The sequence below is a fragment of the Pseudoduganella rhizocola genome, assembly GCF_045984285.3.
GTDB lineage: Bacteria > Pseudomonadota > Gammaproteobacteria > Burkholderiales > Burkholderiaceae_D > Rugamonas.
In genome coordinates, this window is sequence record NZ_JBJQIK030000004.1 from 381,316 (window position 1) to 406,410 (window position 25,095).

A 25,095-nucleotide genomic window follows, 5' to 3' on the forward strand; every position below is an offset into this window, starting at 1 on the left:
AGAATGGCGCAGTGATCAATCCGGAGACAACGATGCCTGCCCAGCCTGCCCTGCCCGAGATGCTGTTCCCCGATGCCGCGGCATGGACGAAATGGCTGGAACGCGAGCACGGGAAATCGGCCGGCGTGTGGATGCGCATTGCCAAGAAGGGCGCGGCGGAAAGCTCGGTGCAGTATCCGGAAGCGCTGAACGTGGCGCTGTGCTTCGGCTGGATCGACGGCCAGAAAAAAGGCATCGACGAACACTACTGGGTGCAGAAATTCACGCCGCGCGCGGCGCGCAGCATCTGGTCGAAAATCAACCGTGAAAAAGTGGAAGCGCTGACCGCCGCCGGCCAGATGCGCGAAGCGGGCCAGCGCGAGATCGACCGCGCCAAAGCCGACGGCCGCTGGGACGCCGCCTACGATTCAGCCAGCAAGGCGGAGATTCCGCCCGACCTGCAGGCGGCGCTGGACGCCAGCCCCGCCGCCAGGGCTTTCTACGCAACGCTGAACGCCACCAACCGCTACGCCATCCTGTTCCGTACCCAGACCGCGAAAAAGGCCGAAACGCGGGCGAAGCGCATCGCGCAATTCGTGCAGATGCTGGAGCGCGGCGAAAAGATCCATCCCTAGGCCGGTTTCGCCACCATCAGGTAGAAGATGGCGAGGAAGGCGAAGAAGGCCGGAATCCCCAGCACCACCCAGGCCTTGAAGTAGCGCCAGAACAGCGGCGGCAACGCCGTATCCTGGTCGGCAGCCTGTGCCGACAGGTCGCGCAACTTCATCTGCAGCCACACCACGGGTAGCCAGCACAGGCCCGCAATCACGTAGAGCGCGATGGACCATACGATCCAGCGGCTGTTCATCGGGAAGCCCGCCAGGTGGATCAGGTAAAAGCCGGTCAGCGGCTGGGCGATCATCGTGGTGGCGGTAAAGGTCCAGTCGGCGATCACCACGATGCGGCTCACCACGGCGATGGCCCGCACATTGTTGCTGATCACGGCGAACAGCAGGTACCACGCCGAGCCGATGCCGGTGCCGAACAGGAAGGTCGATGAAATGATGTGCAGCCATTTGACGATCAGGTATTCCATTACTTTCTCTCCAGTTCGTACAGCATCCAGATGGCAGCGAGCATGGGCAGGTTCTTGCTGAGCGGCCCGTAGGGATGCCAGATGAACTCCGGCAGTTTGAGTGCGATGACCACGGTGTAGAAGCCGATCAGCGCAATCTGCGCCAGCCATAGCCAGCGCCGGTGGCGGCGCGGCAGTGCAAGTGAACCGATGCCCATGGCGAGGTCGAAGGCGCTGGCGCCATACAGCATGAGCGGCGCCAGTACCAGCGGAACGCCGGTGCGCGCCAGCAGTTCGTAACTGTCCTGCACCGGATAGACAAAGGCGGAAACCCAGGCCGTCCACAGCCACACCATCGCGATGCTGAGGCGCAGCAGCGGCAGCAGCCAGCCCAGTTGCGCCAGTTGCCGTTCGGCGTGCGGCCGCTCGATGAAGCTGGCCACATCGCGAGGCAGGCGGCCCAGCAGGCGCGTGGTTGCCGCCGCATCGGCGGTATTGCCCCGCGTGAGCATGTCCAGCGTGTCAGGCGTGAGCGGACTTCCCGGAAGCATTCCGGCGATGTGCGCGGCAACGCGCGCAAGCGCCGCCGGCAACACCAGCGCCGGCTGGCGGCCCAGTCCCATTTGCCGCCGCAAATCGGCGAGGTAGTCCGCGAAAGGGAGCACGCGCGGCCCCACCAGCGCAATGCGCTCGCTGCGTACGGGCTGGTCTTCGCGCAGCAGTGCAGCGATGGCCGCGCACACATCGTCGATATGGATGGGCTGCACCGGCTGCGGCGCGCTGCCGAAGCGCACCGTGAACGGCATGGTGGCCAGCGTGCGGAACATGCGTGCGCTGGCGCCATCCGGTCCATAGATCAGCGACGGCTGCACGATGCGCGAAGCAAGTGGCAGCGCAGCGAGGTAGTCGTCGGCGGCGCGCTTGCTCAGGTGGTATGGCGACACGGCTTGCTCATCCGCACCCAGCGCCGACACCTGGATCACCAGCTTCACGCCCGCATGCGCACAGGCCGCAAACAGCACCTTCGGCGTTGCCGTATGCAAGGCGGCAAAGCGTTGTTCTCCGTTTTCGCGGATGATGCCGACCGCGTTGATCACCACATCCACATTCCTCAGGCGCGCCATCCAGACCGATTCTTCGCTATCGTGGGCGAAGTCCGCTTCAATGAAAGCGATGCGCTCATCGGCAGGCGGATGCCGTCCCGCGCTGAGCACGCGGTGGCCTTGCGCCAGCAGCAGCGGGGCGAGGTGGGATCCGATAAAACCGGTGGCGCCGGTCAGCAAAATCTGCATGGTTGGCTCTCAGGAATGTGAGAGCACGATATACGAAAACAGGAAGGGGAATATGGACAATTGGAAGACCATGATCGGCCGCGGCATGTTGCCTGGCGCAGCCGCCAGCCTCACCTCGACAGTCGCCCTGGCCCTGTGCGGCAAGAGCGATAGCGGCAGCCATTACGGCGCCACCAATGCCGTCAGTCACTGGATCTACGGCGACAAGGCGTTCCGGCACAGCGAACCGTCGATGAAATACACGCTGGTAGGCTATGCCATCCACCATGCGAGCGCCTTGTTCTGGGCCACTATTTTTGAACAGCTGGCCGGAAAGGTGCTGGACAAAAAGGATGTGAAAAGCACCGCCGTTGCGGCAGCGGCGGCCAGTGCGATGGCCTGCTTTGTCGATTACAAGATGACGCCGAAGCGGCTGCAGCCAGGCTACGAACGCCGCCTCACTACCGGGTCGATGGCGCTGGTGTACGCGGCGTTTGGCGTCGGCCTTGCGGCCGGCGCCCTGCTGAACCGTCGCCGCTGATCACTGCAGCTTGTAGCGCGCCGCCGGCTTGGTGCGCGACAGGTTCGGGCCCAGCGCCAGGCGGGCAGCGTTGAAGCGCTCCCAGTCGGCGATATCCGGCAGCGATGGAATGGTGATGACTTCGCCGATATCCAGTCCTGCCAGCGCGGCGTCCACCAGGTCTTCCGCCTTCATTACCCATTCCTGCGGCAGGTGCTGCACCGGCGTGCCCGCCACATCCCAGAACGGGGTGGCGGTGGCGCCCGGCAGCACGGCCTGCACGCGCACGCCCTTGCTGCCCAGTTCATGCTGCAGCGCCTGGGTGAAGGCCAGCACATAGGCTTTCGAACCGCCGTAAGCGGCATTCAGCAGTTCCGGCGCCACCGCCACGATGGAGGCGATATTGATGATCGTGCCTGCGCCTTTGGCCGCCAGGCGCGGTGCGATGGCGTGGGTGAGGTGGGTCAGCGCGGTCACGTTCACGTCCACCATGCTGTCCAGCTGTTCCAGCGCGGACTCCACCAGCGAAGCCGTCGCGCCCAGGCCGGCGTTGTTCACCAGCGTGTCGATGCTGTCGTCAGCCGCCAGGCGCTCCGCCACCTTGCGCAGCTGCGCCCTGTCTGCCAGGTCGGCCTGGATGGTTTCGAACTTAACGCCGGTGCCGGCCAGGCGGTCAGCCAGCGCGTTCAGGCGGTCCAGCTGGCGTGCCACCAGCACGAGGTTGTAGCCGCGGCGGGCCAGGCGCTCCGCGTAAATCGCGCCGATGCCGGTGGATGCGCCAGTGATGAGTGCTGTTTTCATGATGCTGCCTTTCATAATTTGATTTGACAGGCACAGTGTAGAAGCCTAAAGTTTGGCCCGGAGGACGTATAAACCTCAATTTGGGCCATCATGAGCAAACATATCGCAATCGCCGTTTTTCCGGGCTTCCAGGTGCTGGATCTTGTTGTCGTCACCGTTTTTGAGGTGGCCAATGCCAGCGCGGGCGAGGAACGGTATAAGGTTTCGCTGGTGTCCGAGCATGGCGGCCCGGTGCGCAGCTCAAGCGGTGTGCCGGTAACGACGGAACCGTTCGGCGACCCCGCCGCTTACGACACGGTGCTGGTTGGCGGCGCCATGGAAATGCTGGAATACTCGCCCGGCCTGCTCGGCTTCCTGCGCCAGGCATCCGTTTCCGCGCGCCGCACCGGCAGCATCTGCAGCGGCGCCTTCGTGCTCGGCCGGGCCGGGCTGCTGGACGGGAAACGGGCGACCACGCACTGGGCGCATGCGCGCGAGCTGCAAAAACTGCATCCCAAAGCGCGGGTGGAAGAAGACTGCATCTTTATCGAGGACGGCAATCTGTGGACCTCGGCGGGCATGACGGCCTGCATCGACCTCGCGCTGGCGCTGGTGGAAAAGGACTTCGGCGTGGAACTGGCGCGCCAGGTCGCGCGCAAGATGGTGGTCTACCACCGCCGCAGCGGCGGCCAGTCGCAGTTCTCCGCCCTGCTGGAACTGGAACCGAAATCGGACCGTATCCAGCGCGCGCTGAACTACGCCAAGAGCAACCTGAAGAAAGAGCTGTCCGTGGATGAACTGGCCGATGCGGCTCACCTGAGCCGCCGCCAGTTCAGCCGCAGCTTCCGCCTTGAAACGGGTCAGTCGCCCGCGCGGGCAGTGGAAACGCTGAGGGTGGAAGCGGCGCGCGACATGATCGAATCCGGCCGGCTGCCGATTGACTTGGTGGCGCGCGAAAGCGGCTTTGCCGATCCCGAGCGCATGCGGCGCGCTTTCGTGCGTGCCTACGGCCAGCCGCCGCAGGCCATCCGGCGCGCGGCGCGGCAAAGCGCCTAGATCGACTGGGGGTCTTCCCGGTCCAGCCACTCGCGGCCGGCCGCCAGGACCATCTGCAGCTCCTGCCGAACCAGCGCAAACAGGCGCGGCGCATCGTCCATCGGACCTTCGGTGAGCGCCGTCTCCGCGTCCAGCGTCGCATTGATCAGGCGTTTGGCGCCGAGGGCGCCCACCGCGCCGCGCAGGCTGTGCAGCACGCGCGCCGCATCGTGGTAGCGGCTTTCCCGCAGCGCCTGGTCGGCTTCATCCATCGGCTGCAGGCCGTTGTCGATGGCGCCGCGCACCATCCTGAACATCACGGCACGTCCTTTCGGGTCGGCGCCCATCACCTTCATCAGGCTGTCCATGCTGAACACCTGGCCGGCAATGGCGGCTGGCGCCGCAGCGCCTCCCGTGCCTTCGCCCTGCGCGGCGCGCAGCTGCTGCGGCAGGTGACGTTGTATAACGCTCATCATTTCCTCCACTATCACCGGCTTGGCGATGAAATCGCTGATTCCCGCCTCCACGCAGCGGTCCCGTTCCGATGCCAGCACGCCGGCCGTCATCGCAATGATGGGCAGCGTCAGCTGCAGCTCGCGCCGCAGCATGGCGGTGGCGGTAAAACCGTCCATCACCGGCATCTGCATGTCCATCAGGACGATATCGTAACGCGCCGGCTGCGCGCGCAGCAAATCCACGGCCTGCTGGCCGTCGCCGACGATATCGAGGGTGGCGCCGGCCTGCTCCAGGATGCCGCGCGCCACGGCCTGGTTCAGCAGATTGTCCTCCACCAGCAGGAAATGCGCGCCACGCAGGCGGCCGCGGATGCCCTCGCCTGCCATCATGCGCTCATTGCGGCCTGGCTTGCGTGCGACCAGCGCCTGGTGCAGCGCCTCGAACAGGCTGGAACTGGTGATCGGCTTCACCAGCACCACGTCCGCTTCCGGCCGCGTGGCGATTTCCTCCAATTGGTCGCGCGCGAAAGCGTTCACCATCACGACGATAGGCTGCGTATGCCCGTCCGATGCGCGCCGGATGGCCTGCGCGATGGCGGTGCCGTCCTTACCCTGCATATGCCAGTCTGCCAGCACCACGTCATAGGCCTGATCCTTCGCCATGCGCTGTTCGAACAAGGCCAGTGCACCGGCGCCGGTATCGGCCAGGTCGGCATCCCAGCCCCAGGCCTGGATGACGCGGCCGATCATGTCGCGGCTGGTACGGTTGTCTTCCGCGACCAGGATGCACAGGGGGCCGATGCCCGGCTGCCGCTTCGCCTGGCCGCGCTCCGGCAGCACGTCGAAGGACAGCTCGAACCAGAAGCAGCTGCCCTTGCCTTCTTCGCTGCGCACCTGGATCTTCCCGCCCATCATCTCGATCAGCCGGTGCGTGATGGCCAGCCCCAGCCCCGTTCCGCCGAAGCGGCGTGTGATGCTCTCATCGGCCTGCGAGAAAGCGCGGAACAATTGCGCCTGCTGCGCGGGGTTCATGCCGATGCCGGTATCCTCAACCTCGAAGCGCAGCCGCACGCGGTCCGTGCCCATCTCGCGCGCGCTCACGCGCACCACCACTTCACCCTGCTCCGTGAACTTGATGGCATTCCCCGCCAGGTTGACGAGAATCTGCTGCAGCCGCAGCGCATCGCCGCGCAGCAGCTTCGGAACGTCGGGGTCAACCACGATCGCGAGCTCCAGCTCCTTCTCGCTGGCGTTCATCGTCATGGTGGTGGCGAGCGAGCTCATGGTCTCATCGAGGTCGAATTCCACAGGCGACAGCTGCATGCGGTGCGCTTCGATCTTCGAGAAGTCCAGCACGTCGTTGATGATGGCCATCAGCGTATCGCCCGCGCTGCGTATCATGTTCAGGTATTTGCGCTGCTGCGCCGTCAGCGAGGTATTGGACAGCAGGTAGATCATGCCCAGCACGCCATTCATCGGCGTCCGGATCTCGTGGCTCATATTGGCCACGAAGTCGCTCTTGGCGCGGTTGGCGGCATCGGCCTTGTCGCGTTCGCGCTCCAGTTCACCGGCGCGCTGCTCCAGCTCCGCCATCAGCGCATGCGCATGGTCGTCGGCCGTCTGCCGCGCGTGCATCAGCTCATTGAAGGCGATGGTCAGCTCCCCGATCTCGTCGCGCTTTTGCACCGGGATCGGCACGAAGCCGCCTTCGCGTTCGCGCAGCTGGCGGATCGCATCGCGCAGCTTCATCAGCGGCGACATCAGGCGCACCGTCAGCCAGCCGATGAAGGCCGCCGTCAGCAGGGAGGCAACGCCGCTCCAGAGCGCCATGCGCAGCTGCAGGCCCTTGAAGGGTTCGAACGCTTCGTCCACCGGCAGCGAAGCGGCCAGCACCCAGTCCACGGATTTCAGCGCGCGGTAGCTGTTCAGGGCACGGTGCCCGTGTTCATCGGTGCCGATCACCGTTCCTTGCCGCGGCATCTCCCTGGCGGCGGAAGAAGGCGCGGGCTTGAGCAGCAGCGCTGCATCGGGATGGAGCACAAATACCGGCTGCTGCTCGCGCGTAAGGGCGAAATAGTGGCCGGTGCGGCCCACCTTGGCCGTGCGCAGGTTGCCCAGCACATTGTCCTTGTAGAGCCGCATCACGCCGAGCAGCACACACAGCACTTCGCCCCGGTCGTCCAGCACGGGCGCCGCCATCTGCACAATCGGCTGCTTATGCGCACGCCCAAGAACAGGCTCGGTGATCAGGGGCTTTTTCGTCTGCATCACACGCATGAAGTAGGCGCGGTCCGATGCATTCACCCCCTGGCGGCCCGGCGTCTCCGGCAGGTCGGCAATCACCACGCCTTTTGCATTGAGCACCAGCACATCGTCGAACAGGGCGAGCACGGCACGGTCGCGGTAATAGGCGCGCAGCGCGGCGGGATCATCGGCGATCTCGCGCGGCTGCTGCCTGGCGGAGAATGAAATGATGCCAAGCAACATGGACAGCTTGTCGTCCAGTTCCTCGGCCGTGCGCTTGACCAGGGCGCCCTGCTGCGCAAACAGAACCTTGGTGAAATCCTCCTGCATGCGCTGCGCCAGCAGTGCAGTGACAAGCGCGATCATCACTATCGATGTCAGGCTGGTCGCAAGGGCGACTTTCACTTTGATCCCAGGCGGCTTCATGGTTTCCTTTGATGGGAGTGCCGGGAAATTCTCCTATCAATGGCCGGGATTGGCAATTGAATACCGCATGGAAAAACGGCAGGGCCATAGCCCCGCCGTTCCGTATCAGCGCTGTGCCGCGGCGATGATCACATCAGCCACCTGGCGCGGCTGGGAGAGCATAGGCACATGGCTCGCTTGCAGCGTGGTGGTGGTGGCTTTCAGCTTTGCTGCGAAATCGCGCTGCAGGCCGGGGTCGATCATGCGGTCCTTGGCGGCCACGATGTAATAGTTCGGTTTCGACTTCCACGATGCAATGGACACCGGCTCGCCGAAGGCTTTCGAATGGATCGGGCCCTGGGTGGCATAGATCAGGCGGGCCTGGGCCGGGCTGACGTCCTGTGCGAAGTTTTCCGCGACCGATTTCTCAGGCAGGGTCAGGAAACCGGCGGCGTCGGCCTGCAGGGTCGGTACGCCGGGTGGCGTCGGGTAGTTCTTGCCGAGATCGGCGGCAGTCTGGCCTTCGGACGGCGCAAAAGCGGCCACATAGACCAGGGCCTTGACCTTGTCGCTGGTGCCGGCCTGCGTAATCACGCTGCCGCCCCAGGAGTGGCCCACCAGCACTACCTTGCCGGTCTGCGCATCGATCACGCGCTGGGCGGCGGCCACGTCGTCGGCCAGGGAAGTGAGGGGATTCTGTACGGCGACGACTTTCAGGCCCTTGGCATGCAGCAGGGGAATCACTTTCTCCCAGCTGGAACCGTCGGCAAAGGCGCCGTGGACGAGGACAACGGTGGTGTCGTTGGCGGCAGCCTGAGCAGGCAGGGCGGCGCCGGCGAACAGGGTCGAGGCGATGAGGGCGGAAGAGGCGAATTTCAGCATGATGAACTCCTTGTGTAGTGTGGGTCGTGGTGTCGTTTGAATTAGTTAGCGCGCTAAGTGTTATAAATATAGCGCGCAAATAATTAGTGCGCAAGTTAATTTTGAAAAAATTTTTGCGAAGGGTTGTCAGCGCGCGTCGAGATTCGCGCTGAGCTTGCCGAGGCCGGCCATCATGCCGTCCACGTCGGCATTGGTAATGCTGCAACTTTCGGCGATGGCGGCGGCGATCTTCACGCCTTCCGCGCGCAGCTCCTGGCCTGCTTTGGTGAGGGTCAGCACGCGGTTGCGTTCGTCGCGCGGGTCACGGTTGCGCACCAGGTAGCCTTCCGCCTCCAGGCGTTTCACCAGGGGCGTGATGGAACCCGAATCCTGCTGCAGGCGTTCGGCAATGTCCTTGATGCCCAGCCCTTCCTGTTCCCACAGCACCACCATCACCAGGTATTGCGGATAGGTGAGGTTCAGCGCGCTGAGCAGCGGCTTGTACAGCTGCGTCATCTTCAGCGATGTGGAATACAGTTTGAAGCAGAGATGCTGGTCGAGCGAAGGCGGTTGTGGTTTCGGCATGGCGATAGCCTAACAAATTTCGCGACAGGCAGCCAAATCGGCTTGCTTAGCCGTAGGCGGCGTCGGGAATCGTCGACAGGGCGCGGAAAGCCGGTTTGCCGAACAGGTAGCCCTGCATCAGGCTGATGCCTGCGGCGCGCAGGAAATCGCGCTCGGCAGCAGTTTCGATGCCTTCCGCCAGCACGCGGATGCCCAGCTCGCGGCTGATGGCCATCACGCCGTGCACGATGGCCTGCTTCGGCTTATTGCTGTCGATATCGCGCACCAGGGCCATGTCCAGCTTCAGCACATCGGGCTGGTATTCGGCCAGCAGGTTGAGCCCCGCGTAGCCTGCGCCGAAATCATCGATCGCGGTGCGGAAGCCGAAGCGGTGGTATTCGCGGAAAATATTCACGAGGTGGGCGCGGTCGGCCACCTCCTCGCCTTCCGTCACCTCGAAAATGATGTTCTCCAGCGGGAATCCGAACTCGCGCGCGGCCTCGAACGTGCCCTGGATGCAGGCGGCCGGCTGGTAGACCGCGTTCGGCAGGAAATTGATCGACAGGCTTTCCCGCATCCCCAGTTCGGCCGCGCCCTTGATCGCTTCGCGCCGGCAAGCCTGGTCGAACTGATAGCGGTTGCGGTCATCCACCTGCGACAGCACCGACCATGCCGATTCGCCATCGCGGCCGCGCACCAGCGCTTCATAGGCGTAGATGGAACGCGTGTCGCAATCCACGATAGGCTGATAGGCAAATGCAAACTTGAACGGCAGCGGTTCAGCCGTGCGGCATTTGCCGCAGCTGCGATGCTCGGCGGGCACCTCGGGCTGAATCGGGATCATTTTGTGTCTTTTTGGAAAATGAAGTCACAGTGTAACGTTTTGCAATGTTGCGCGCGCGGTTTGTTCAATCGTGCGCTTTGCCGGTACACTGGAGCCATGAACGAGCTCCCATCCCTTACCCTGCCCGGCGCCACCATCGAGATTCTGAAGGCGCGCTGCTCCACCTGCAGCATGCACCAGCTTTGTCTGCCGATGGGGCTGGACATGGGCGATATCGATAAGCTGGACCGCATCATCGGCCGCCGCCGCAAGATCGAAAAAGGCAGCTCCTTGTTCCGTGTGGGAGATCCTTTCGGCAGCCTGTACGCGATCCGTCTCGGCCATTTCAAGACCTACCAGATCAATGCCAACGGCGAGGAACAGGTGACCGGCTTCCAGATGGGAGGCGAGCTGCTGGGCATGGACGCGATCAGCACCGACCGCCACTATTGCAGTGCCGAGGCGCTGGAAGACAGCGAAGTGTGCGAGATTCCCTTCTCCAGCCTGGAGCAGCTGCTGGTCGATATGCCCACCCTGCTGCGCCACTTCCACCGCATGATGAGCCAGGAGATCACGCGCGAGCAGAGCGTAATGCTGCTGCTGGGGAATATGCAGGCCACGCAGCGTTTCGCGGCCTTCCTGGTCAACCTCGCCTCGCGCTATGAAGCGCGCGGCTATTCCAGCACGGCCTTCCAGCTGCGCATGTCGCGCGAGGACATCGGCAATTACCTCGGCCTGACCATCGAGAGCATCAGCCGGCTGCTGAACAAGTTCAAGAAGCTGGGCCTGATCGCGGTGAACAACCGCGAACTTCAGGTGCTGGACCTGCCGCGCCTCAAGGCCATTACCGCCGGCACCGAAGTCTGCGCTTAACGCGCGTCCGCTGCCAGCACCAGCTCGCGCTGCGCGGGCCAGTGCCAGTTGCCCTCCAGCCGCCAGCTGCGCTGGCCGCCTTCCGCCAGCACCACCCAGCGGCTGCGTTCCAGCAGCGGCAGCGGTGCGATGAAGTTTCCTTCCGCATCCGGCCGCACGGTGAGCCGCACGTCGCGCGCGGGCTGGGTGGCGTGCGCCAGGTGCAGTTCCACGTCCCCGGGCGGCAGCGCCGTACGGGTTCTGATACGGCCCGCCAGCGCGCCTTGCGCCGCGTTATAGCGCAGTTCCAGCGACAGGCCGAGGGCCGAAGCCACGCGGTCGCGGCGCAAGTCCTGGTTGATGGCCTTGCCGCGCTTGTAATAGTCGCCGACCACCAGCGCATCCTGCTGCGCGAAAGCGATATAGCTGGTGTAGGCGCAGGCCGCGAGCACGATGGCCGGCCCGGCCATCAGCAGCCAGGGCCAGCGATGGGTATACCAGGGGGCGGACGGCTTGTTCATCTCTTCTCCTTAGCGCGGCACAATGAAGACCGCCTCTTCGCGTACGGAAATCGACGGGTCGTCGAGCGCCTGCAGCGACACTTCAATCTTGTTCGAGCCTTTCTTCGCCGCGCCGTAGGCGGTGCGCAGGCGCACGGGCACGGCGCGCGTCTCGGTCGGGCCAACCGTCACTTCCAGGTCCGACACCACCACCAGCGTCGGCAGCCCGCTTACGCTGATGCGGTAGCTGTGCTGCCGTTCAGTGGTGTTCATGATCTGCAGCCGGTAAACATTCTCGATATCGCCATCCTCCACTTCACGGCCCATGGAGCCGCGGTCGCGGATCACGTCCATCTTGAGTGGCGTGCGCAGCCACAGCGAGGCCAGGAAGGCCAGCGCCACGGCGCACAGCAGGCCGCTATATGCCAGCACGCGCGGACGCATGGCGCGGCGCCGGATCTGCTCAACGCTCAGGCCCTCGGCCATGGCGCGGTCGGTGCTGTAGCGGATCAGGCCGCGCGGCTGCGCAATCTTGTCCATCACGCTGTTGCAGGCATCCACGCAGGCGGCGCAGCCTATGCATTCATACTGCAGTCCCTTGCGGATATCGATGCCGGTCGGGCAGACCTGCACGCACATCGAGCAGTCGATGCAGCCGCCTGCCGAACGCGGGCTGCGCGGCTCGCCGCGTTTCGCATCGTAGGTGATGATCAGCGAATCGCGGTCGAACATCGAACTCTGGAAGCGCGCATACGGGCACATGTACTTGCACACCTGTTCGCGCAGCCAGCCCGCGTTGCCGTAGGTGGCGAAGCTGTAGAACAGCACCCAGAACCATTCCCAGGGGCCGAAGGTCAGCGTGCGCACCTCGTTCGCCAGCACATCGATGGGCGTGAAGTAGCCGACGAAGGTGAAGCCGGTCCACAGCGCCACGGCGCCCCACGCCAGGTGCTTGCCGCCCTTGCGTGCGAACTTCTTCAACGATGGCGGCTGCCTGTCCAGCGCGATGCGTGCACTGCGGCGGCCTTCGAACTGGCGTTCTATCCACAGGAAGATTTCGGTGTACACGGTCTGCGGACAGGTAAAGCCGCACCACACCCTTCCCGCGATTGCCGTGACGAGGAACAGCAGCCAGGCGCACATCACCAGCAGCACCGCGAGATAGATGAAGTCCTGCGGCCACAGCACCAGGCCGAAGATATAGAACTTGCGCGCCGCAAGGTCGAACAGCAAGGCCTGCCGTCCGTTCCAGTTCAGCCAGGGCAGGCCGTAGAAGGCCAGCTGCGTGAGCCAGACGAACACCCAGCGCAGGCTGGCATAGCGCCCCTTGATCTCGCGCGGATAGATCTCCTCGCGTGCTGCATACATCTTGATGACTTGCGGCGAATTCATGATGCTTATTTCTTTGCTACTTCCACAGGATTGGACAGGCCCCACACATAGGCGGCCAGCACGTGCACCTTGTCTTCACCGAGGAAGTCGGCGAAGGCGGGCATGGTGCCGTTGCGGCCCTTGCGGATGGTCTCCATCACCGTTTCGGCGCTGCCGCCGTACAGCCAGATCTTGTCCGCCAGGTTCGGTGCGCCCAGCGCCTGGTTGCCGGTGCCGGCAGCGGTATGGCAGGCCATGCAGGCGGAGAACTTGGCCTTGCCGAACACGGTCTTGATCGGGTCCGAGGTGCTGCCGGACAGGCTCAGGACGTAGTGCGCCACGTTCTCGATGTCCTTGTCCGAACCTAGCGCCGCGCCCATCGGCGGCATCACGCCGCTGCGGCCGTGCATGATGGTGGTCTTGATCACGTCCGGTGCGCCGCCGTACAGCCAGTCCTTGTCGGTCAGGTTGGGGAAGCCCTTGTTGCCGCGTGCGTCCGAGCCATGGCATTGCGCGCAATAGGTGAGGAACAGGCGTTCGCCGATGGCATGGGCCTGCGGATCGGCGGCCACCGCCTTCAGATCCTGCGAGCGGTATTTCGCGAACAGGGGGCCGTAGTCGGTATCGGCTTTCGCCAGTTCTTCCTTGTACTGGCCGGTGGAAGCCCAGCCCAGCTTGCCGGCATAGGTGCCGAGGCCGGGGTAGAGCACCAGGTAGGCCAGGCCGAACACGATGGTGATGTAGAACAGCCACATCCACCAGCGCGGCATGGGTGTATTCAGCTCGGTCAGGTCTTCGTCCCAGATATGGCCGGTGGTGCCGACCGGCCCTTTGTGGTCGGCCGACACCTTGTGCACGGACTGGGTATACAGCAGCACGCCGCAGCCGATCACGCCCAGCAGCGTGAGCACGATGATGAAGCCGTTCCAGAATTCATTGGTGAAGTCAGACATGGCGTTCCTCCTCGTCGGCGAACGGCAGGTTCGCGGCCTGCGCAAAGCCCTCCTGGTTCGGTTTCGCCCATGCCCATGCCCAGATGCCAACGAAGGTGATGAACGAGATCACCGTCATTACGCTGCTGGCGCTGTCAAACACATTCTCGATTGCCATGTCAGTTCCTCGTTTTGATCAAAGTGCCCAGGCCTTGCAGGTAGGCCACGAGCGCGTCTTCTTCCGTCTTGTCCGCCAGCTCCCTGGGCGCGTTGGCGACTTCTTCTTCGCTGTACGGCGTGCCGAGGCGCTGCAGTGCGCGCATCTTCGGCACGATCTCGGCGGGCGCCAGCTTGGTTTTCGCCAGCCATGGATAGTTCGGCATATTCGATTCCGGCACCACGTCGCGCGGGTTCTGCAGGTGTACGCGGTGCCACTCGTCGCTGTAGCGGCCGCCTACGCGCGCCAGGTCGGGACCGGTGCGCTTGGAGCCCCACTGGAAGGGCCGGTCGTACACGAATTCACCCGCCACCGAGTAGTGGCCGTAACGCTCGGTCTCGGCGCGGAAGGGGCGGATCATCTGCGAGTGGCAGTTGTAGCAGCCCTCGCGCACATAGATATCGCGCCCTGCGAGGCGCAGCGGGGTGTAGGGCTTGAGGCCCGCCACCGGTTCCGTGGTGGACTTCTGGAAGAACAGCGGAATGATCTCCACCGCACCGCCCACCGACACCACCAGCGTTACCAGCGCAATCAGCAGCCAGGGGTTCTTCTCGATCCATTCATGTGAAAATTTCATTTGCCTTGCTCCTTCATGCCGCTTTCAGTTCAGGGATGCGGGCGGTCACGGTTTCGCGGCCGCGCAGCGTCATCCAGGTGTTGTAGCCCATCACGCACATGCCGGCGAGGTAGAGCGCGCCGCCCGCGAGGCGGACCACGTAGTAGGGATAGGTGGCCTTCACGCTTTCAACGAAGGTGTAGGTGAGCGTGCCGTCCGGGTTCACTGCGCGCCACATCAGGCCCTGCATCACGCCGGCGATCCACATCGCGGCGATATACAGCACCACGCCGATGGTCGCTACCCAGAAGTGCAGATCCACCAGCTTCGTGCTGTACATCTGGGTGCGGCCTGCGAGGCGCGGCAGCAGGTAGTAGATGGAACCCATGGTGATGAAGCCCACCCAGCCCAGTGCGCCGCCGTGAACGTGGGCGATGCCCCAGTCGGTGTAGTGCGACAGCGCGTTGACGGTCTTGATCGACATCATCGGGCCTTCGAAGGTGGCCATGCCGTAGAAGGACAGGGACACGATCATGAACTTCAGGATAGGATCGGTGCGCAGCTTGTGCCATGCGCCGGACAGGGTCATGATGCCGTTGATCATGCCGCCCCACGACGGCGCCAGCAGGATCAGGGAGAACACCATGCCCAGCGACTGCGTCCAGTCAGGCAGCGCCGTGTAGTGCAGGTGGTGCGGGCCGGCCCACATATAGGTGAAGATCAGCGCCCAGAAGTGGACGATGGACAGGCGGTAGGAATACACCGGGCGTTCGGCCTGTTTCGGGATGAAGTAGTACACCATGCCCAGGTAGCCCGCGGTGAGGATGAAGCCCACGGCGTTATGACCGTACCACCACTGGATCATGGCGTCCTGCACGCCGCTGTACATCGAATAGGACTTGGTCAGCGAAGCCGGCATGCTCATGCCGTTCACCACGTGCAGCAGCGTCACGGCGAGGATATAGCCGCCGAAGAACCAGTTGGCCACGTAGATATGCTTGACCTTGCGCTTGATGATGGTGCCGAAGAAGACGATGGCGTAAGCAATCCACACCACGGCGATCAGGATCGTGATCGGCCATTCCAGCTCCGCGTATTCCTTGCCGCGCGTGAGGCCCATGGGCAGCGTGATCACGGCGGACAGGATCACCGCCTGCCAGCCCCAGAAGGTGAAGGCGGCCAGCTTGTCCGAGAACAGCCGCACCTGGCAGGTGCGCTGCACCACATAGTAGGAAGTGGCGAAAAGGCCGCTGATGCCGAAGGCGAAGATCACCGCATTGGTATGCAGCGGGCGCAGGCGGCCGTAGGTAAGCCACGGTATGTCCAGGTTGAGCGAAGGCCAGGTAAGCTGCGCGGCGATGATCACGCCCACCAGCATGCCGATAATGCCCCACACTACCGTAGCGATCGCAAACTGCTTCACGATCTTGTAGTTGTAGTTCGATTCCACTTGAAGTTCTCCCGAGAACACTTTGATGATGTATGTCAAAGGTTACCGAGGCCCACTTCAAAAAACTTTGACCTGGATCAAAATTCCCCGGATCGGTCGTCGTCCTGCAGCACGCGTAGCGCGGGACCAACGAGATCGTCGAACTGGCCGCCGTCGGAAGCGTTGAAAAATATCCATATCGCGCCGAATACCAGCAGCACGCTGAGGGGTATCAATAAATACAAGGCTTCCATGATGCTACTTTCTGCGCAGGCGCAGCGCGTTGAGAACGACGAAGGCGGAACTGGCTGCCATGCCAACGCCCGATAGCCAGGGATTGAGCCAGCCCATTGCCGCCGCCGGAATGGCAAGCGCGTTATAGGCCATGGCCCAGCCCAGGTTCTGGCGGATGATGCGCATGGTGCGTGCGGCGGCGCGCGATGTTTCGGCGACGGCGCCGAGTTGTCCATTCAGCAGCACGGTGTCGGCGCTGACCTGGGCGAGCGCGGAGCCGCTGCCCATGGCAAAGGAGACATCGGCGGCGCTCAGCACCGCGGCATCGTTGATGCCATCGCCGACCATGGCCACCACCGCGCCCTGCTTCTGCAGCTCCTGCACCAGTTCCAGCTTTTCCGACGGCAGGCAGCCGCCTTCGGCCCGCCCGATCTTCAGCTCACGCGCCACGCGCTGCACCAGCTCCTGCCTGTCGCCGCTGAGGAGGATGGTGTGCTTGCCCAGGCTTGCAAAATAATCCAGCGTGGCGGCGGCATCCTCGCGCACCGTGTCGCTCAGCATGAAGCAGGCCAGCCAGCGCCCCTGCGTGCCGAGATAGACGGTGGACATGCCGGCGTCCGGCGCGCTGCGACAGGGCGGCATGCAGCCCGCGATGCCGGCCACGTGGGATGCGTTGCCAATGCGGTAGCGCCAGCCTTCAATTTCCGCCTCCAGCCCCTGGCCGGGTGTTTCGCGCAATTCGCGCACGGCAGCCGAGGGGCCGCTGATGCGCGCCGCATAGCTGCCGATGGCTTGCGCGATCGGATGCGCACTACCCGATTCCAGCGCGGCAGCTACGCGCAGGCATTGCTCACGCCGCGCATCGCCGAAGAACTCCACCTGCTGCACGGACAGCTGGCCGGTAGTCAGCGTGCCGGTCTTGTCGAAAACGATATGGGTGGCGCGGTGCAGCGTTTCCAGCACATGCGGCTTGACGATCAATACACCTTTGCCGAGCAGGCGGTCGGTGGTGGCGGCGAGCGCGGAGGGCGTAGCCAGCGACAGCGCGCAGGGGCAGGACACCACCAGCACCGCAATGGCCACCGGCCACGCGCGCGCCGGGTCGTGCCAGCTCCAGCAGGCGAAACTGGCCAGCGCGAAGAGCAGCAATGCGGCCACGAACCATGAGGCCGTGCGGTCCGCCCACTGCGCAATGGCAGGTTTGCTGCCGCCCGCGCGCTCCACCAGCCTTAACAGCCCCGAAAGCGTGCTTTCGCTGGCGTTCTTCGTTACGCGCACGCGCAGCACACTGCTTGCGTTGACCGCGCCGCCGGGCACCGCATCGCCGATCGACTTCGCCTGCGGCAGGCTCTCGCCGGTGAGCAGGGAAAGGTCCAGCGAGGAATGGCCTTCCACAATGATGCCATCCGCCGCCAGCGTTTCGCCGGGTTTCACCATGATGATGTCACCCACTTTCAGCGCCGCTGCAGGAACGGTTTGCGGTTCGCCCGCTTCGGGCCAGCCGGTGAGCAGGGTAGCCGATGCGGGCAATGCGTGCTGCAGGCGGTCCAGCGCGGTCGCCGCCTTGCGCCGTGCCACCAGTTCGAGATAACGGCTGGCCAGCAGCAGGAAGATGAACATGGTGACGGAGTCGAACCAGACTTCGCCGCTGCCGCGCCAGGTCGCCACGGCACTGCCCAGGAACGCTGCCAGTATGCCGATGGCGACCGGAACATCCATGCCCAGCGCGCGGGCGCGCAGGCTGTTCCAGGCGCCGCGCAGGAAGGGCTGCGCCGAATACAGGATGGCAGGCAGCGTAAGCAACAGGCTGGCCCAGCGCATCAGGGCGGTCATGCCCGCATCCAGCGTGCCGTCTTCGGCCAGGTACTCGGGGGCGACATACATCATCACCTGCATCATCGACAGGCCCGCCACGAAAAGCTGCCGGCCCAGCGTGCGGCTGGCCTTGCGCAGCTGTTCCGTGTGGCGTGCCGCGTCGTAGGGATAAGCCGCATAGCCGATCTGGCGCAGCGCGTGCAGGATGGCGGATAGCTGCAGCTGGTCCTTGTGCCAGCGTACCAGCAGCCGTTCGGTGGCCACGTTCATTGAAGCGCTGGCAACGCCGCCGAGTTTCAGCAGGCGGCGTTCGATGAGCCAGACGCAGGCCGCGCAGCGTATGCCTTCGATCAGGAGCGTCGCTTCGGCGGTCGCGCTGCCGCTGCCGGCGTAGCGCGGATCGCTGTCATAGAGCAGCAGCTCCGCCGGGACCAGGCCGCGTGCCGTGTCGTCCCCGCGCAGCGCAAACTCGCTGCGGTCCGTGTAGTAGGCTTCCTGCCCGAGACTGACAATGGTCTGCGCCACCGCTTCGCAGCCGGGGCAGCACATCGCGCGCGTGGCGCCGCCGATGCTGACCTGCCAGTTCGACCCGGCGGGCACCGGCTCGCCGCAATGGAAGCAGCCTGCCGAAGCGGCAGGCGCCAGCTGTTCCGCGCTGCTGAAGGCGTTCATGTCTGCACCGCCAGGCAAAGTGCATCGAGCCAGCCGTGCTGGATGCCTCCGGCCGCGCGCGCGAGGCCGAGCAGGCCGAAGCCCAGCACCAGCGCGCCCGCCGCGATACGCACACCGCGCCGCTGCATCGCCGCGCGCACGCGGGCGCCGGCCACGCCGAGCGCCAGCAGCATGGGCAGCGTGCCCAGTCCGAAAGCCATCATCACCAGCGCGCCATTGATGGCGGAGCCGCTCAGCATGGCCGTGAGCAGCACGCTGTAAACCATCCCGCAGGGAATCCATCCCCACAGCGCGCCAAGCACGAAGGCCTTGGGCAAGGTATCCATGGGCATGAAGCCGCGGAGCAGCGGCTGCACCTGGCGCCACACCAGCGCGCCGCCGGCTTCCACGCGTGCCAGCCCGCGCCACGCATCCATCAGGTAGAGGCCGAGCAGCAGCAGCATGCCGTTGGCGAGCCAATAGGCAGCCGTCTGCACGGCGCTCACGCGTACCAGCAGCGCCGCGCCTTGCGCCAATCCGCCCGCCATGGCGCCGGCCAGCATATAGCTTCCGATGCGGCCGCCGTTATAGGCCAGAATTCGCAATGGCGCGATGGCTTGGGCGCCGCGGCTGATCTGGATACGCCCACCCCCGGCCGTACTCAAAGCACCCACGACGCCCCCGCACATGCCCACGCAATGCACACTGCCCGCCAGCCCGGCGACAAACAGCGGCAAAAGATTCAGGCCGTTCATGCTGTCCTCAGATTGTTTTCGAGTAGCGCAGCGGCTGCGCTGCACCGCTGGCTGCCGCCGCTTCGCGCGTGCGGTTCAGGTGGCGGTCGAACACCATGCAGATATTGCGGATCAGCAGGCGGCCCTTGGGCCAGACCGTGATCCATTCATCATCGATAGTCAGCAGGCCGTCCTCCTCCAGCGCGCGCAGGCGCTCCAGTTCGGCCGCAAAGTAGCTGGCGAAGCGGATCGGATAAGCCATCTCGATGGAGGCGATCGACAGTTCGAAATTACACATCAGCATCTGGATGATGATCCGGCGCAGCAGGTCGTCCGTATCCAGCTTGTAGCCGCGCGAAATCGGCAGCTTGCCCTGGTCCAGCAGTTCGTAGTATTCGTCCAGCGTTTTCACGTTCTGGCTGTAGGTGGCATTCACCGCGCTGATGGCGGACACGCCCACGGCCACCAGGTCCATTTCCGCGTGCGTCGAATAGCCCTGGAAGTTGCGGTGCAGGCGGCCCTGGCGCTGCGCTACGGCGAGGTCGTCCTCCGGCTTCGCGAAATGGTCCATGCCGATATAAACATAGCCGGCAGCGGTGAGGCGGCTGATGCACAGCGCCAGCATTTCCAGCTTCAGCGCCGGCGGCGGCAGGTCTTCATCCAGGATGCGGCGCTGCGGCTTGAACAGGTGCGGCATATGCGCGTAGTTGTACAGCGCGATGCGGTCCGGGTTCGACATGATGACCTTGGACAGCGTCTGCTCCATCGTCTGCAGGTTCTGCTTCGGCAGGCCGTAAATCAGGTCGATGCTGATGGAGCGGAAGCCGGCCTTGCGCGCCTCGTTCATGATGGCGATGGTTTCCTCCGCCGGCTGGATGCGGTTCACGGCCTTCTGCACATCCGGGTCGAAATCCTGCACGCCCAGGCTCAGGCGGTTGAAGCCCTGGGCGCGCAGCGATTGCACCCGCTGCGCGTCCACCGTGCGCGGGTCGATCTCGATCGAGTACTCGCCTTCCGCATCCGGAACGAAGTCGAAATTGCGGCGCAGGTGCTCCATCAGTTCACCCATCTGCGCATCGCTGAAATAGGTTGGCGTGCCGCCGCCGAAATGCAGCTGCTCCACGCGGTTCATGCCGGAGAACAGCTTGCCCTGCATGGCGATTTCCTGCTTCAGGTAGCTCAGGTAGGTCGCCGCCTTGCTGCGGTCCTTGGTCACGATCTTGTTGCAGGCGCAGTAGTAGCACACCGTGTCGCAGAAGGGCACGTGCACATACAGCGACAGCGGGCGGCGCTTGCCGCGCAGCTTGAGCCCCGCCAGCGCTTCCAGGAAGTTCCCGTAGCCGAAATCCGGCGTAAACCGGTCGGCGGTCGGGTAAGAGGTATAGCGCGGTCCGGACATGCTCAGTTTGTTGATCAGGTCCGCGTCGAACTGCACTGACGGCGCTACGGGGCTGGCGAGGGCATTCATGATTCTTTGCTTTCAGATGTTTCAGGCAGCGAGGCGCTTCTGGCCCGCATTGGCACTGCGCACGGGAGCAGGACGGCGTCCGGCGGGCTGCCTGCCGAACTTGAACAGGCTGACGGCCTGCCGCACGCCGGCCGCTTCTTCGGCCAGGCTGTTGGCCGCTGCCGCCGCTTCTTCCACCAGCGCCGCGTTCTGTTGCGTCACTTCGTCCATGTGGGAGATGGCCTTGTTCACTTCATCCACACCCTGGCTCTGTTCACGCGAGGCCACCGAGATTTCCTGCATGATGCTCGTGACCTGCTTCACGGAGTGCACCACCTGCTCCATGGTGGAGCCGGCGCGCTGGGCGCGTTCCATGCCCACGCTCACCTTGTTCACCGACACGTCGATCAGGTGCTTGATGTCCTTGGCAGCGACCGAGGAGCGCTGCGCCAGGTTGCGCACTTCGCCTGCCACTACCGCGAAGCCGCGGCCCTGTTCACCGGCGCGTGCCGCTTCCACCGCGGCGTTCAGCGCCAGGATATTGGTCTGGAAGGCGATGCCTTCGATCAGGCCGATGATGTCCACGATCTTCTTCGACGAGCTGTTGATTTCATCCATCGTCGCAATCACTTCCGAAACAATCGCGCCACCCTGTTCCGCCACGTCCGACGCCGCCACCGCGAGGTCATTGGCCTGGATCGAGTTCTCGGCATTGGCCTTCACGGTGGACGAAAATTCATCGATGCTGGAAGCGGTGCGCTCCAGGCTCGCGGCCTGGGATTCGGTGCGGCCTGCCAGGTCGGTATTGCCGGCGGCGATCTGGCGCGTGGCAACGGCCATCGTTTCCACGTTCACGCGCACATCACGGATGGTTGCGATCAGGTTGTGGTTCATCTGCTGCAGGGCGCGCAGCAGCTGGCCCACTTCGTCGGTGCTGTGCGTGTCGAAGGAGCCGGACAGGTCGCCCGCCGCAATCTGGCGCGCGCCTTGCAGCGCGCGGCCGAGCGGCTGCAGCACGCCGCTGCGCAGGGTGTACCAGAGGAAGACGTTGATCAGCAGGCCGATCAGTGTGGCGCCGAAGATGCTGTAGCGTACGGCGTCGCTGCCATGGTTGCCGAACAGGCTGGCGATGCACACGCCCAGCAGCAGGGTATTCACCACGCTGGTGGCCAGCCAGATGCGCATGGACAGCGACACATGGCTCAGCCGCGCCAGCAGGTTGCGCCAGCCGCGGTGGATGATCTGGCCATTACGGATTTCCAGCTGTTTCGCGCCGCCTTCACGCAGGCTGCGGTAAGCCTCCATCGCCTGCGCCACCTGGGCGCGGTCGGCGCGGGTGCGCACGGACATATAGCCGACGGTGCGGCCGGCATCGCGGATCGGCGTGATATTCGCCTTCACCCAGTAATAGCTGCCATCCTTGCAGCGGTTTTTCACGATGCCGGTCCATGGAATGCCGTTCCGGATGGTTGTCCACAGGTCGGCGAACGCTTCCACCGGCATGTCCGGATGGCGCACGATGTTCTGCGGCGCACCGATCAGCTCCTGTTCAGAAAAACCGCTGATCTGTACGAAATAGGGGTTTACATAGGTGATGTTGCCATCCAGATCAGTTTTCGACACAATAGCCTGATCCTCATCGATCTCGACTTCGTGGTTTGTTACCGGCAAATTCTTGCGCATGCGTTGCTCCTTCAGCCTTGAAACGTTTTTTATTGCCTTGTAGTAATAATTGGCAGTTTCAAGTTTACGGAGGGGGGCATGCAAAATCATTGATGTAGATCAAAATTCCCGAAATCAGAAGATATAGGCGACCGATGGCATCCCAGCAGAGCACAATGGATTTCATTCTTGACCAGATGCGCGGCGCAGGCGGGGTGAGTGCCCGCAAGATGTTCGGCGAATACGGGGTTTACCTGGATGGCAAGATGTTTGCCGTGGTGTGCGACGACCAGCTGTTTATGAAGCCGACCGCGGCGGGCAAGGCCTATATAGGCGAGCCGGAGATGGTGCAGCCCTTCCCGCAGGCCAAACCCTACTTCCTGATTACGGGGGACCGCTGCGAGGACAGCGAATGGCTCGGGGAGCTGTGCCGCATCACGGCCAACGAGCTCCCCGTGCCCAAACCGAAGAAGAAAAAATAATCAGCCGGCGGCCGGTTCGGCAGCCAGGCTATCCCGGACATTCTTCTGCACCGCCACGGCCGCAAACAGGCTCAGCAGGAAAGACATGGCATAAAAGCCCTTCTCGCTCGGCGCCAGCGTGGCATTCCACAGCCCCACCGTCAGCAGCAGGATGGCGCCCAGCGTCGAGACCCAGCACAGGCCGAAATAGATGCCGCTGACGCGCAGCCCTTCCATGCGGTCGCGCACGGACTTCTGCAGCGAGATGGCGGCGAACAGGCCATACAGCAGCACCGTGAGGTAATACCCTTTTTCGTTCAGCTGCATGCCGGCGTTCCACAGGCCGATCAGGTAGGCCAGCGCGCCGGTGAACAGGGCGAACCAGGAGGCGCCGCTGAAGGCGGGGGACGGGCGATTGGAGGTAGGAGTCATGAGGGTTCCTTGGAGGCACGGGCAAGCCGCCCGTGCCGCTCATGACACCAGAAAAATCAGGGCTGCTTCTTGAAGCTGCGCAGGATACGGCCGGCAACTGTCACCACGGCCAGCACGATGGCGCCCGCGATCACGCCCGCAATCGCGTCGAGCAAGGTAGGCGTAACAGCGGCCAGCACGCCGCCGACGGCGGGAACGCCGTGCACGGCCTCCGCCGCGTGATGGATGATGTCATGCGCGCCGGGGATGCCGTGCGTGAGGATGCCGCCGCCCACCATGAACATGGCCAGCGTGCCTGCCACCGACAGGAACTTCATCAGCTTGGGCGCGGCGGACAGCAGGAAACGGCCGAAGGCGCGCAGCCCGGCCTTGCCCTCGCCCGCGCGCTGGCTCAGCCACAGGCCGGCGTCGTCCATCTTCACAATGCCCGCCACAATGCCGTACACGCCCACCGTCATCAGCAGGGCAATTGCGACCAGCACGGCAACCTGCTGGCTGAACGGCGCCTGCGCCACGGTACCGAGTGCAATCACGATAATCTCGGCAGACAAAATGAAGTCGGTGCGCACGGCGCCCTTGATCTTGTCCTTCTCCATCGCCACCAGGTCTACTTCCGGATTGGCCACGGCCGCCGCCAGTTCGGCGTGGTGCGCGTCGTCCTCTTCCTTGCTGTGCAGGTATTTGTGCGCCAGCTTCTCGAACCCCTCGAAGCACAGGAAGGCGCCGCCTATCATCAGCAGCGGCGTAATGGCCCATGGCGCAAAGGCGCTGATGGCCAGCGCGGCGGGCACCAGGATGGCCTTGTTCTTCATCGAACCCTTGGCCACCGCCCACACCACGGGCAGTTCGCGGTCCGCGTTCACGCCCGCCACCTGCTGTGCGTTCAGCGCCAGGTCGTCGCCCAGCACGCCTGCCGTCTTCTTCGCGGCCACTTTGCTCATGGCAGCCACATCGTCCAGGATGGACGCAATATCGTCGATCAGTGCAAGCAGGCTGGTACCGGCCATCGGCAAACTCCGAGGTAAAAGTAATAGATAGACAATCTTACCTTACCCGTCCTGCGGCAGGCGCAATCGGCGGCTACAATGATTTCTTTTTAGCTGGACATCCGATGAGCTTCGCCACCTGGTTCGCCTTTCTCGTGTCTTCCATCATCATTGCGCTGTCGCCGGGATCGGGCGCGGTGCTGTCGATGTCGCATGGCCTGTCCTATGGCTTGCGCAAGGCGAGCGTCATCATCATGGGCTTGCAGGCGGGCCTGCTGCTGATCCTGTTCATTGCGGGCGCGGGCGTGGGCTCCCTGCTGCTGGCATCGGAACTGGCCTTTACCGTCGTAAAGTCGGTGGGCGCGCTGTACCTGATCTACCTTGGCCTGAGCCAATGGCGCGCCAAAGTGCAGGACGGCCTCGGCATTGCCGCCCAGGGCGGCCTGCCGTCGGTGCGCAAGCGTTTCTTCACCGGTTTCCTGACCAATGCCACCAATCCGAAAGGCATCATCTTCATGGTTGCCGTGCTGCCGCAGTTTATTACCCAGGGCCAGCCGCTGCTGCCGCAACTGGCCATCCTGGCGGCGACCATGCTGGTGGTGGATATTACCGTCATGCACGGCTATGCCTTCCTGGCCTCCACCATGCAGGGCTATTTCAGGGACGCGGGCGCCGTCCGCAAGCAGAACCGGGTGTTCGGCGGCCTGCTGATGGCGGTGGGCGCGGCCCTGTTTTTCGTGAAGCGGGGCGCGCACGCATAAGTTTTCGCATTCTACGATGTGAAAAAGTTTGTAACGGGCGTCG

Annotated in this window: 26 protein-coding genes; 6 read left to right on the top strand and 20 right to left on the bottom strand. The window is 64.0% G+C overall.

The genetic code is table 11. From position 1 onward, the window contains the following. Positions 1–32 precede the first annotated feature (32 nt). The gene (locus tag ACJRPG_RS12110) at positions 33–614 is read left to right on the top strand and encodes a YdeI/OmpD-associated family protein (protein WP_408000334.1); all 582 of its coding nucleotides are present in this window, start codon (positions 33–35) and stop codon (positions 612–614) included. Here ACJRPG_RS12110 and ACJRPG_RS12115 read toward each other — a convergent pair. After that, positions 611–1,075: a DUF2269 family protein gene (locus tag ACJRPG_RS12115; RefSeq protein WP_408000335.1), complete on the bottom strand. Its 465-nt coding sequence runs from the start codon at positions 1,073–1,075 to the stop codon at positions 611–613. The genes ACJRPG_RS12110 and ACJRPG_RS12115 overlap by 4 nt on opposite strands. Further along, entirely contained in the window at positions 1,075–2,346 is a 1,272-nt protein-coding gene (locus tag ACJRPG_RS12120; protein ID WP_408000336.1) for an SDR family oxidoreductase, read from the bottom strand. The genes ACJRPG_RS12115 and ACJRPG_RS12120 overlap by 1 nt, the downstream gene beginning before the upstream one ends. Positions 2,347–2,398: 52 nt before the next feature. Here ACJRPG_RS12120 and ACJRPG_RS12125 point away from each other — a divergent pair, with 52 nt between their 5' ends. Beyond that, positions 2,399–2,866: a hypothetical protein gene (locus tag ACJRPG_RS12125; protein ID WP_408000337.1), complete on the top strand. Its 468-nt coding sequence runs from the start codon at positions 2,399–2,401 to the stop codon at positions 2,864–2,866. Here ACJRPG_RS12125 and ACJRPG_RS12130 read toward each other — a convergent pair whose 3' ends face one another. Further along, entirely contained in the window at positions 2,867–3,646 is a 780-nt protein-coding gene (locus ACJRPG_RS12130) for an SDR family NAD(P)-dependent oxidoreductase (RefSeq protein ID WP_408000338.1), read from the bottom strand. Between the two features lie 90 nt (positions 3,647–3,736). Here ACJRPG_RS12130 and ACJRPG_RS12135 point away from each other — a divergent pair, with 90 nt between their 5' ends. Further along, complete coding sequence (locus tag ACJRPG_RS12135) at positions 3,737–4,681, top strand: GlxA family transcriptional regulator (protein WP_408000339.1); 945 nt, start codon at positions 3,737–3,739, stop codon at positions 4,679–4,681. Here the strand turns inward: ACJRPG_RS12135 and ACJRPG_RS12140 are convergent. The 4 genes from ACJRPG_RS12140 to ACJRPG_RS12155 form a co-directional block, all read right to left on the bottom strand. Beyond that, the gene (locus ACJRPG_RS12140; protein WP_408000340.1) at positions 4,678–7,785 is read right to left on the bottom strand and encodes a response regulator; all 3,108 of its coding nucleotides are present in this window, start codon (positions 7,783–7,785) and stop codon (positions 4,678–4,680) included. The genes ACJRPG_RS12135 and ACJRPG_RS12140 overlap by 4 nt on opposite strands. Positions 7,786–7,890: 105 nt before the next feature. Further along, complete coding sequence (locus tag ACJRPG_RS12145; RefSeq protein ID WP_408000341.1) at positions 7,891–8,646, bottom strand: alpha/beta fold hydrolase; 756 nt, start codon at positions 8,644–8,646, stop codon at positions 7,891–7,893. A gap of 126 nt (positions 8,647–8,772) precedes the next feature. Beyond that, positions 8,773–9,210 carry a MarR family winged helix-turn-helix transcriptional regulator gene (locus ACJRPG_RS12150; RefSeq protein ID WP_408000342.1) on the bottom strand — a complete coding sequence of 146 codons (438 nt, stop codon included), beginning with the start codon at positions 9,208–9,210 and terminating at the stop codon, positions 8,773–8,775. Positions 9,211–9,256: 46 nt separating this feature from the next. Further along, a complete protein-coding gene (locus ACJRPG_RS12155) occupies positions 9,257–10,033 on the bottom strand; it encodes an EAL domain-containing protein (protein ID WP_408000343.1) in 777 nt (258 codons plus the stop codon). Between the two features lie 96 nt (positions 10,034–10,129). On the opposite strand from ACJRPG_RS12155, the gene fnr reads away from it, so the two are divergent. Then, positions 10,130–10,885: a fumarate/nitrate reduction transcriptional regulator Fnr gene (gene fnr, locus ACJRPG_RS12160; protein WP_408000344.1), complete on the top strand. Its 756-nt coding sequence runs from the start codon at positions 10,130–10,132 to the stop codon at positions 10,883–10,885. On the opposite strand, the gene ACJRPG_RS12165 is transcribed toward fnr, so the two are convergent. From ACJRPG_RS12165 to ACJRPG_RS12215, 11 genes are all read right to left on the bottom strand, one after another. Then, on the bottom strand, positions 10,882–11,385 hold the full coding sequence (locus ACJRPG_RS12165; RefSeq protein WP_408000345.1) for a FixH family protein: 504 nt from the start codon (positions 11,383–11,385) through the stop codon (positions 10,882–10,884). The two genes, fnr and ACJRPG_RS12165, sit on opposite strands and share 4 nt — an antisense overlap. A 9-nt stretch (positions 11,386–11,394) precedes the next feature. Beyond that, entirely contained in the window at positions 11,395–12,756 is a 1,362-nt protein-coding gene (ccoG, locus tag ACJRPG_RS12170; RefSeq protein ID WP_408000346.1) for a cytochrome c oxidase accessory protein CcoG, read from the bottom strand. Between the two features lie 5 nt (positions 12,757–12,761). Then, positions 12,762–13,688, bottom strand: coding sequence for a cytochrome-c oxidase, cbb3-type subunit III (ccoP, locus tag ACJRPG_RS12175; protein ID WP_408000347.1), 927 nt, complete (start codon positions 13,686–13,688; stop codon positions 12,762–12,764). Then, positions 13,681–13,845, bottom strand: a complete 165-nt coding sequence (locus ACJRPG_RS12180) for a cbb3-type cytochrome oxidase subunit 3 (protein WP_408000348.1) — start codon at positions 13,843–13,845, stop codon at positions 13,681–13,683. Before ACJRPG_RS12180 ends, ccoP begins: the two co-directional genes overlap by 8 nt. 1 nt (position 13,846) lies before the next feature. Beyond that, positions 13,847–14,461, bottom strand: a complete 615-nt coding sequence (gene ccoO, locus ACJRPG_RS12185; RefSeq protein ID WP_408000349.1) for a cytochrome-c oxidase, cbb3-type subunit II — start codon at positions 14,459–14,461, stop codon at positions 13,847–13,849. 13 nt (positions 14,462–14,474) lie between these two features. Continuing rightward, positions 14,475–15,890, bottom strand: coding sequence for a cytochrome-c oxidase, cbb3-type subunit I (gene ccoN / locus ACJRPG_RS12190; protein WP_408000350.1), 1,416 nt, complete (start codon positions 15,888–15,890; stop codon positions 14,475–14,477). A 77-nt stretch (positions 15,891–15,967) separates the two neighbouring features. After that, positions 15,968–16,123, bottom strand: coding sequence for a cbb3-type cytochrome oxidase assembly protein CcoS (ccoS, locus tag ACJRPG_RS12195; RefSeq protein WP_408000351.1), 156 nt, complete (start codon positions 16,121–16,123; stop codon positions 15,968–15,970). 4 nt (positions 16,124–16,127) lie between these two features. Further along, positions 16,128–18,590 carry a heavy metal translocating P-type ATPase gene (locus tag ACJRPG_RS12200; protein WP_408000352.1) on the bottom strand — a complete coding sequence of 821 codons (2,463 nt, stop codon included), beginning with the start codon at positions 18,588–18,590 and terminating at the stop codon, positions 16,128–16,130. Further along, a complete protein-coding gene (locus ACJRPG_RS12205) occupies positions 18,587–19,324 on the bottom strand; it encodes a sulfite exporter TauE/SafE family protein (RefSeq protein ID WP_408000353.1) in 738 nt (245 codons plus the stop codon). The genes ACJRPG_RS12200 and ACJRPG_RS12205 overlap by 4 nt, the downstream gene beginning before the upstream one ends. 7 nt (positions 19,325–19,331) lie before the next feature. Then, positions 19,332–20,771 carry an oxygen-independent coproporphyrinogen III oxidase gene (gene hemN, locus ACJRPG_RS12210; RefSeq protein WP_408000354.1) on the bottom strand — a complete coding sequence of 480 codons (1,440 nt, stop codon included), beginning with the start codon at positions 20,769–20,771 and terminating at the stop codon, positions 19,332–19,334. 21 nt (positions 20,772–20,792) lie between these two features. Next, positions 20,793–22,433: a methyl-accepting chemotaxis protein gene (locus tag ACJRPG_RS12215; protein WP_408000355.1), complete on the bottom strand. Its 1,641-nt coding sequence runs from the start codon at positions 22,431–22,433 to the stop codon at positions 20,793–20,795. A gap of 155 nt (positions 22,434–22,588) precedes the next feature. Between ACJRPG_RS12215 and ACJRPG_RS12220 the strand changes: the two genes are divergently transcribed. After that, on the top strand, positions 22,589–22,894 hold the full coding sequence (locus ACJRPG_RS12220) for a TfoX/Sxy family protein (protein ID WP_408000356.1): 306 nt from the start codon (positions 22,589–22,591) through the stop codon (positions 22,892–22,894). On the opposite strand, the gene yiaA is transcribed toward ACJRPG_RS12220, so the two are convergent. Beyond that, entirely contained in the window at positions 22,895–23,305 is a 411-nt protein-coding gene (gene yiaA, locus ACJRPG_RS12225; protein ID WP_408000357.1) for an inner membrane protein YiaA, read from the bottom strand. 56 nt (positions 23,306–23,361) lie between these two features. Further along, complete coding sequence (locus ACJRPG_RS12230; RefSeq protein ID WP_408000358.1) at positions 23,362–24,312, bottom strand: DUF808 domain-containing protein; 951 nt, start codon at positions 24,310–24,312, stop codon at positions 23,362–23,364. A 104-nt stretch (positions 24,313–24,416) separates the two neighbouring features. Here ACJRPG_RS12230 and ACJRPG_RS12235 point away from each other — a divergent pair, with 104 nt between their 5' ends. Then, positions 24,417–25,052 (top strand): LysE family transporter, encoded by a 636-nt coding sequence (locus ACJRPG_RS12235; RefSeq protein ID WP_408000359.1) that lies wholly within the window; start codon positions 24,417–24,419, stop codon positions 25,050–25,052. Positions 25,053–25,095: the final 43 nt, after the last annotated feature.

What these genes read in the sequence shown, in the direction of transcription:
- ACJRPG_RS12200 (WP_408000352.1), bottom strand. Translation starts at nt 18,590, where the DNA reads ATGAACGCCTTCAGCAGCGCGGAACAGCTGGCGCCTGCCGCTTCGGCA.
- ACJRPG_RS12150 (WP_408000342.1), bottom strand. Translation starts at nt 9,210, where the DNA reads ATGCCGAAACCACAACCGCCTTCGCTCGACCAGCATCTCTGCTTCAAA.
- ACJRPG_RS12120 (WP_408000336.1), bottom strand. Translation starts at nt 2,346, where the DNA reads ATGCAGATTTTGCTGACCGGCGCCACCGGTTTTATCGGATCCCACCTC.
- ACJRPG_RS12235 (WP_408000359.1), top strand. Translation starts at nt 24,417, where the DNA reads ATGAGCTTCGCCACCTGGTTCGCCTTTCTCGTGTCTTCCATCATCATT.
- ACJRPG_RS12205 (WP_408000353.1), bottom strand. Translation starts at nt 19,324, where the DNA reads ATGAACGGCCTGAATCTTTTGCCGCTGTTTGTCGCCGGGCTGGCGGGC.
- ACJRPG_RS12125 (WP_408000337.1), top strand. Translation starts at nt 2,399, where the DNA reads ATGGACAATTGGAAGACCATGATCGGCCGCGGCATGTTGCCTGGCGCA.
- yiaA (WP_408000357.1), bottom strand. Translation starts at nt 23,305, where the DNA reads ATGACTCCTACCTCCAATCGCCCGTCCCCCGCCTTCAGCGGCGCCTCC.
- ACJRPG_RS12130 (WP_408000338.1), bottom strand. Translation starts at nt 3,646, where the DNA reads ATGAAAACAGCACTCATCACTGGCGCATCCACCGGCATCGGCGCGATT.
- ACJRPG_RS12230 (WP_408000358.1), bottom strand. Translation starts at nt 24,312, where the DNA reads ATGGCCGGTACCAGCCTGCTTGCACTGATCGACGATATTGCGTCCATC.
- ccoG (WP_408000346.1), bottom strand. Translation starts at nt 12,756, where the DNA reads ATGAATTCGCCGCAAGTCATCAAGATGTATGCAGCACGCGAGGAGATC.
- ACJRPG_RS12155 (WP_408000343.1), bottom strand. Translation starts at nt 10,033, where the DNA reads ATGATCCCGATTCAGCCCGAGGTGCCCGCCGAGCATCGCAGCTGCGGC.
- ACJRPG_RS12180 (WP_408000348.1), bottom strand. Translation starts at nt 13,845, where the DNA reads ATGGCAATCGAGAATGTGTTTGACAGCGCCAGCAGCGTAATGACGGTG.
- ACJRPG_RS12220 (WP_408000356.1), top strand. Translation starts at nt 22,589, where the DNA reads ATGGATTTCATTCTTGACCAGATGCGCGGCGCAGGCGGGGTGAGTGCC.
- ACJRPG_RS12215 (WP_408000355.1), bottom strand. Translation starts at nt 22,433, where the DNA reads ATGCGCAAGAATTTGCCGGTAACAAACCACGAAGTCGAGATCGATGAG.
- fnr (WP_408000344.1), top strand. Translation starts at nt 10,130, where the DNA reads ATGAACGAGCTCCCATCCCTTACCCTGCCCGGCGCCACCATCGAGATT.
- ACJRPG_RS12135 (WP_408000339.1), top strand. Translation starts at nt 3,737, where the DNA reads ATGAGCAAACATATCGCAATCGCCGTTTTTCCGGGCTTCCAGGTGCTG.
- hemN (WP_408000354.1), bottom strand. Translation starts at nt 20,771, where the DNA reads ATGAATGCCCTCGCCAGCCCCGTAGCGCCGTCAGTGCAGTTCGACGCG.
- ccoP (WP_408000347.1), bottom strand. Translation starts at nt 13,688, where the DNA reads ATGTCTGACTTCACCAATGAATTCTGGAACGGCTTCATCATCGTGCTC.
- ACJRPG_RS12145 (WP_408000341.1), bottom strand. Translation starts at nt 8,646, where the DNA reads ATGCTGAAATTCGCCTCTTCCGCCCTCATCGCCTCGACCCTGTTCGCC.
- ccoS (WP_408000351.1), bottom strand. Translation starts at nt 16,123, where the DNA reads ATGGAAGCCTTGTATTTATTGATACCCCTCAGCGTGCTGCTGGTATTC.
- ccoO (WP_408000349.1), bottom strand. Translation starts at nt 14,461, where the DNA reads ATGAAATTTTCACATGAATGGATCGAGAAGAACCCCTGGCTGCTGATT.
- ACJRPG_RS12115 (WP_408000335.1), bottom strand. Translation starts at nt 1,075, where the DNA reads ATGGAATACCTGATCGTCAAATGGCTGCACATCATTTCATCGACCTTC.
- ACJRPG_RS12140 (WP_408000340.1), bottom strand. Translation starts at nt 7,785, where the DNA reads ATGAAGCCGCCTGGGATCAAAGTGAAAGTCGCCCTTGCGACCAGCCTG.
- ACJRPG_RS12110 (WP_408000334.1), top strand. Translation starts at nt 33, where the DNA reads ATGCCTGCCCAGCCTGCCCTGCCCGAGATGCTGTTCCCCGATGCCGCG.
- ACJRPG_RS12165 (WP_408000345.1), bottom strand. Translation starts at nt 11,385, where the DNA reads ATGAACAAGCCGTCCGCCCCCTGGTATACCCATCGCTGGCCCTGGCTG.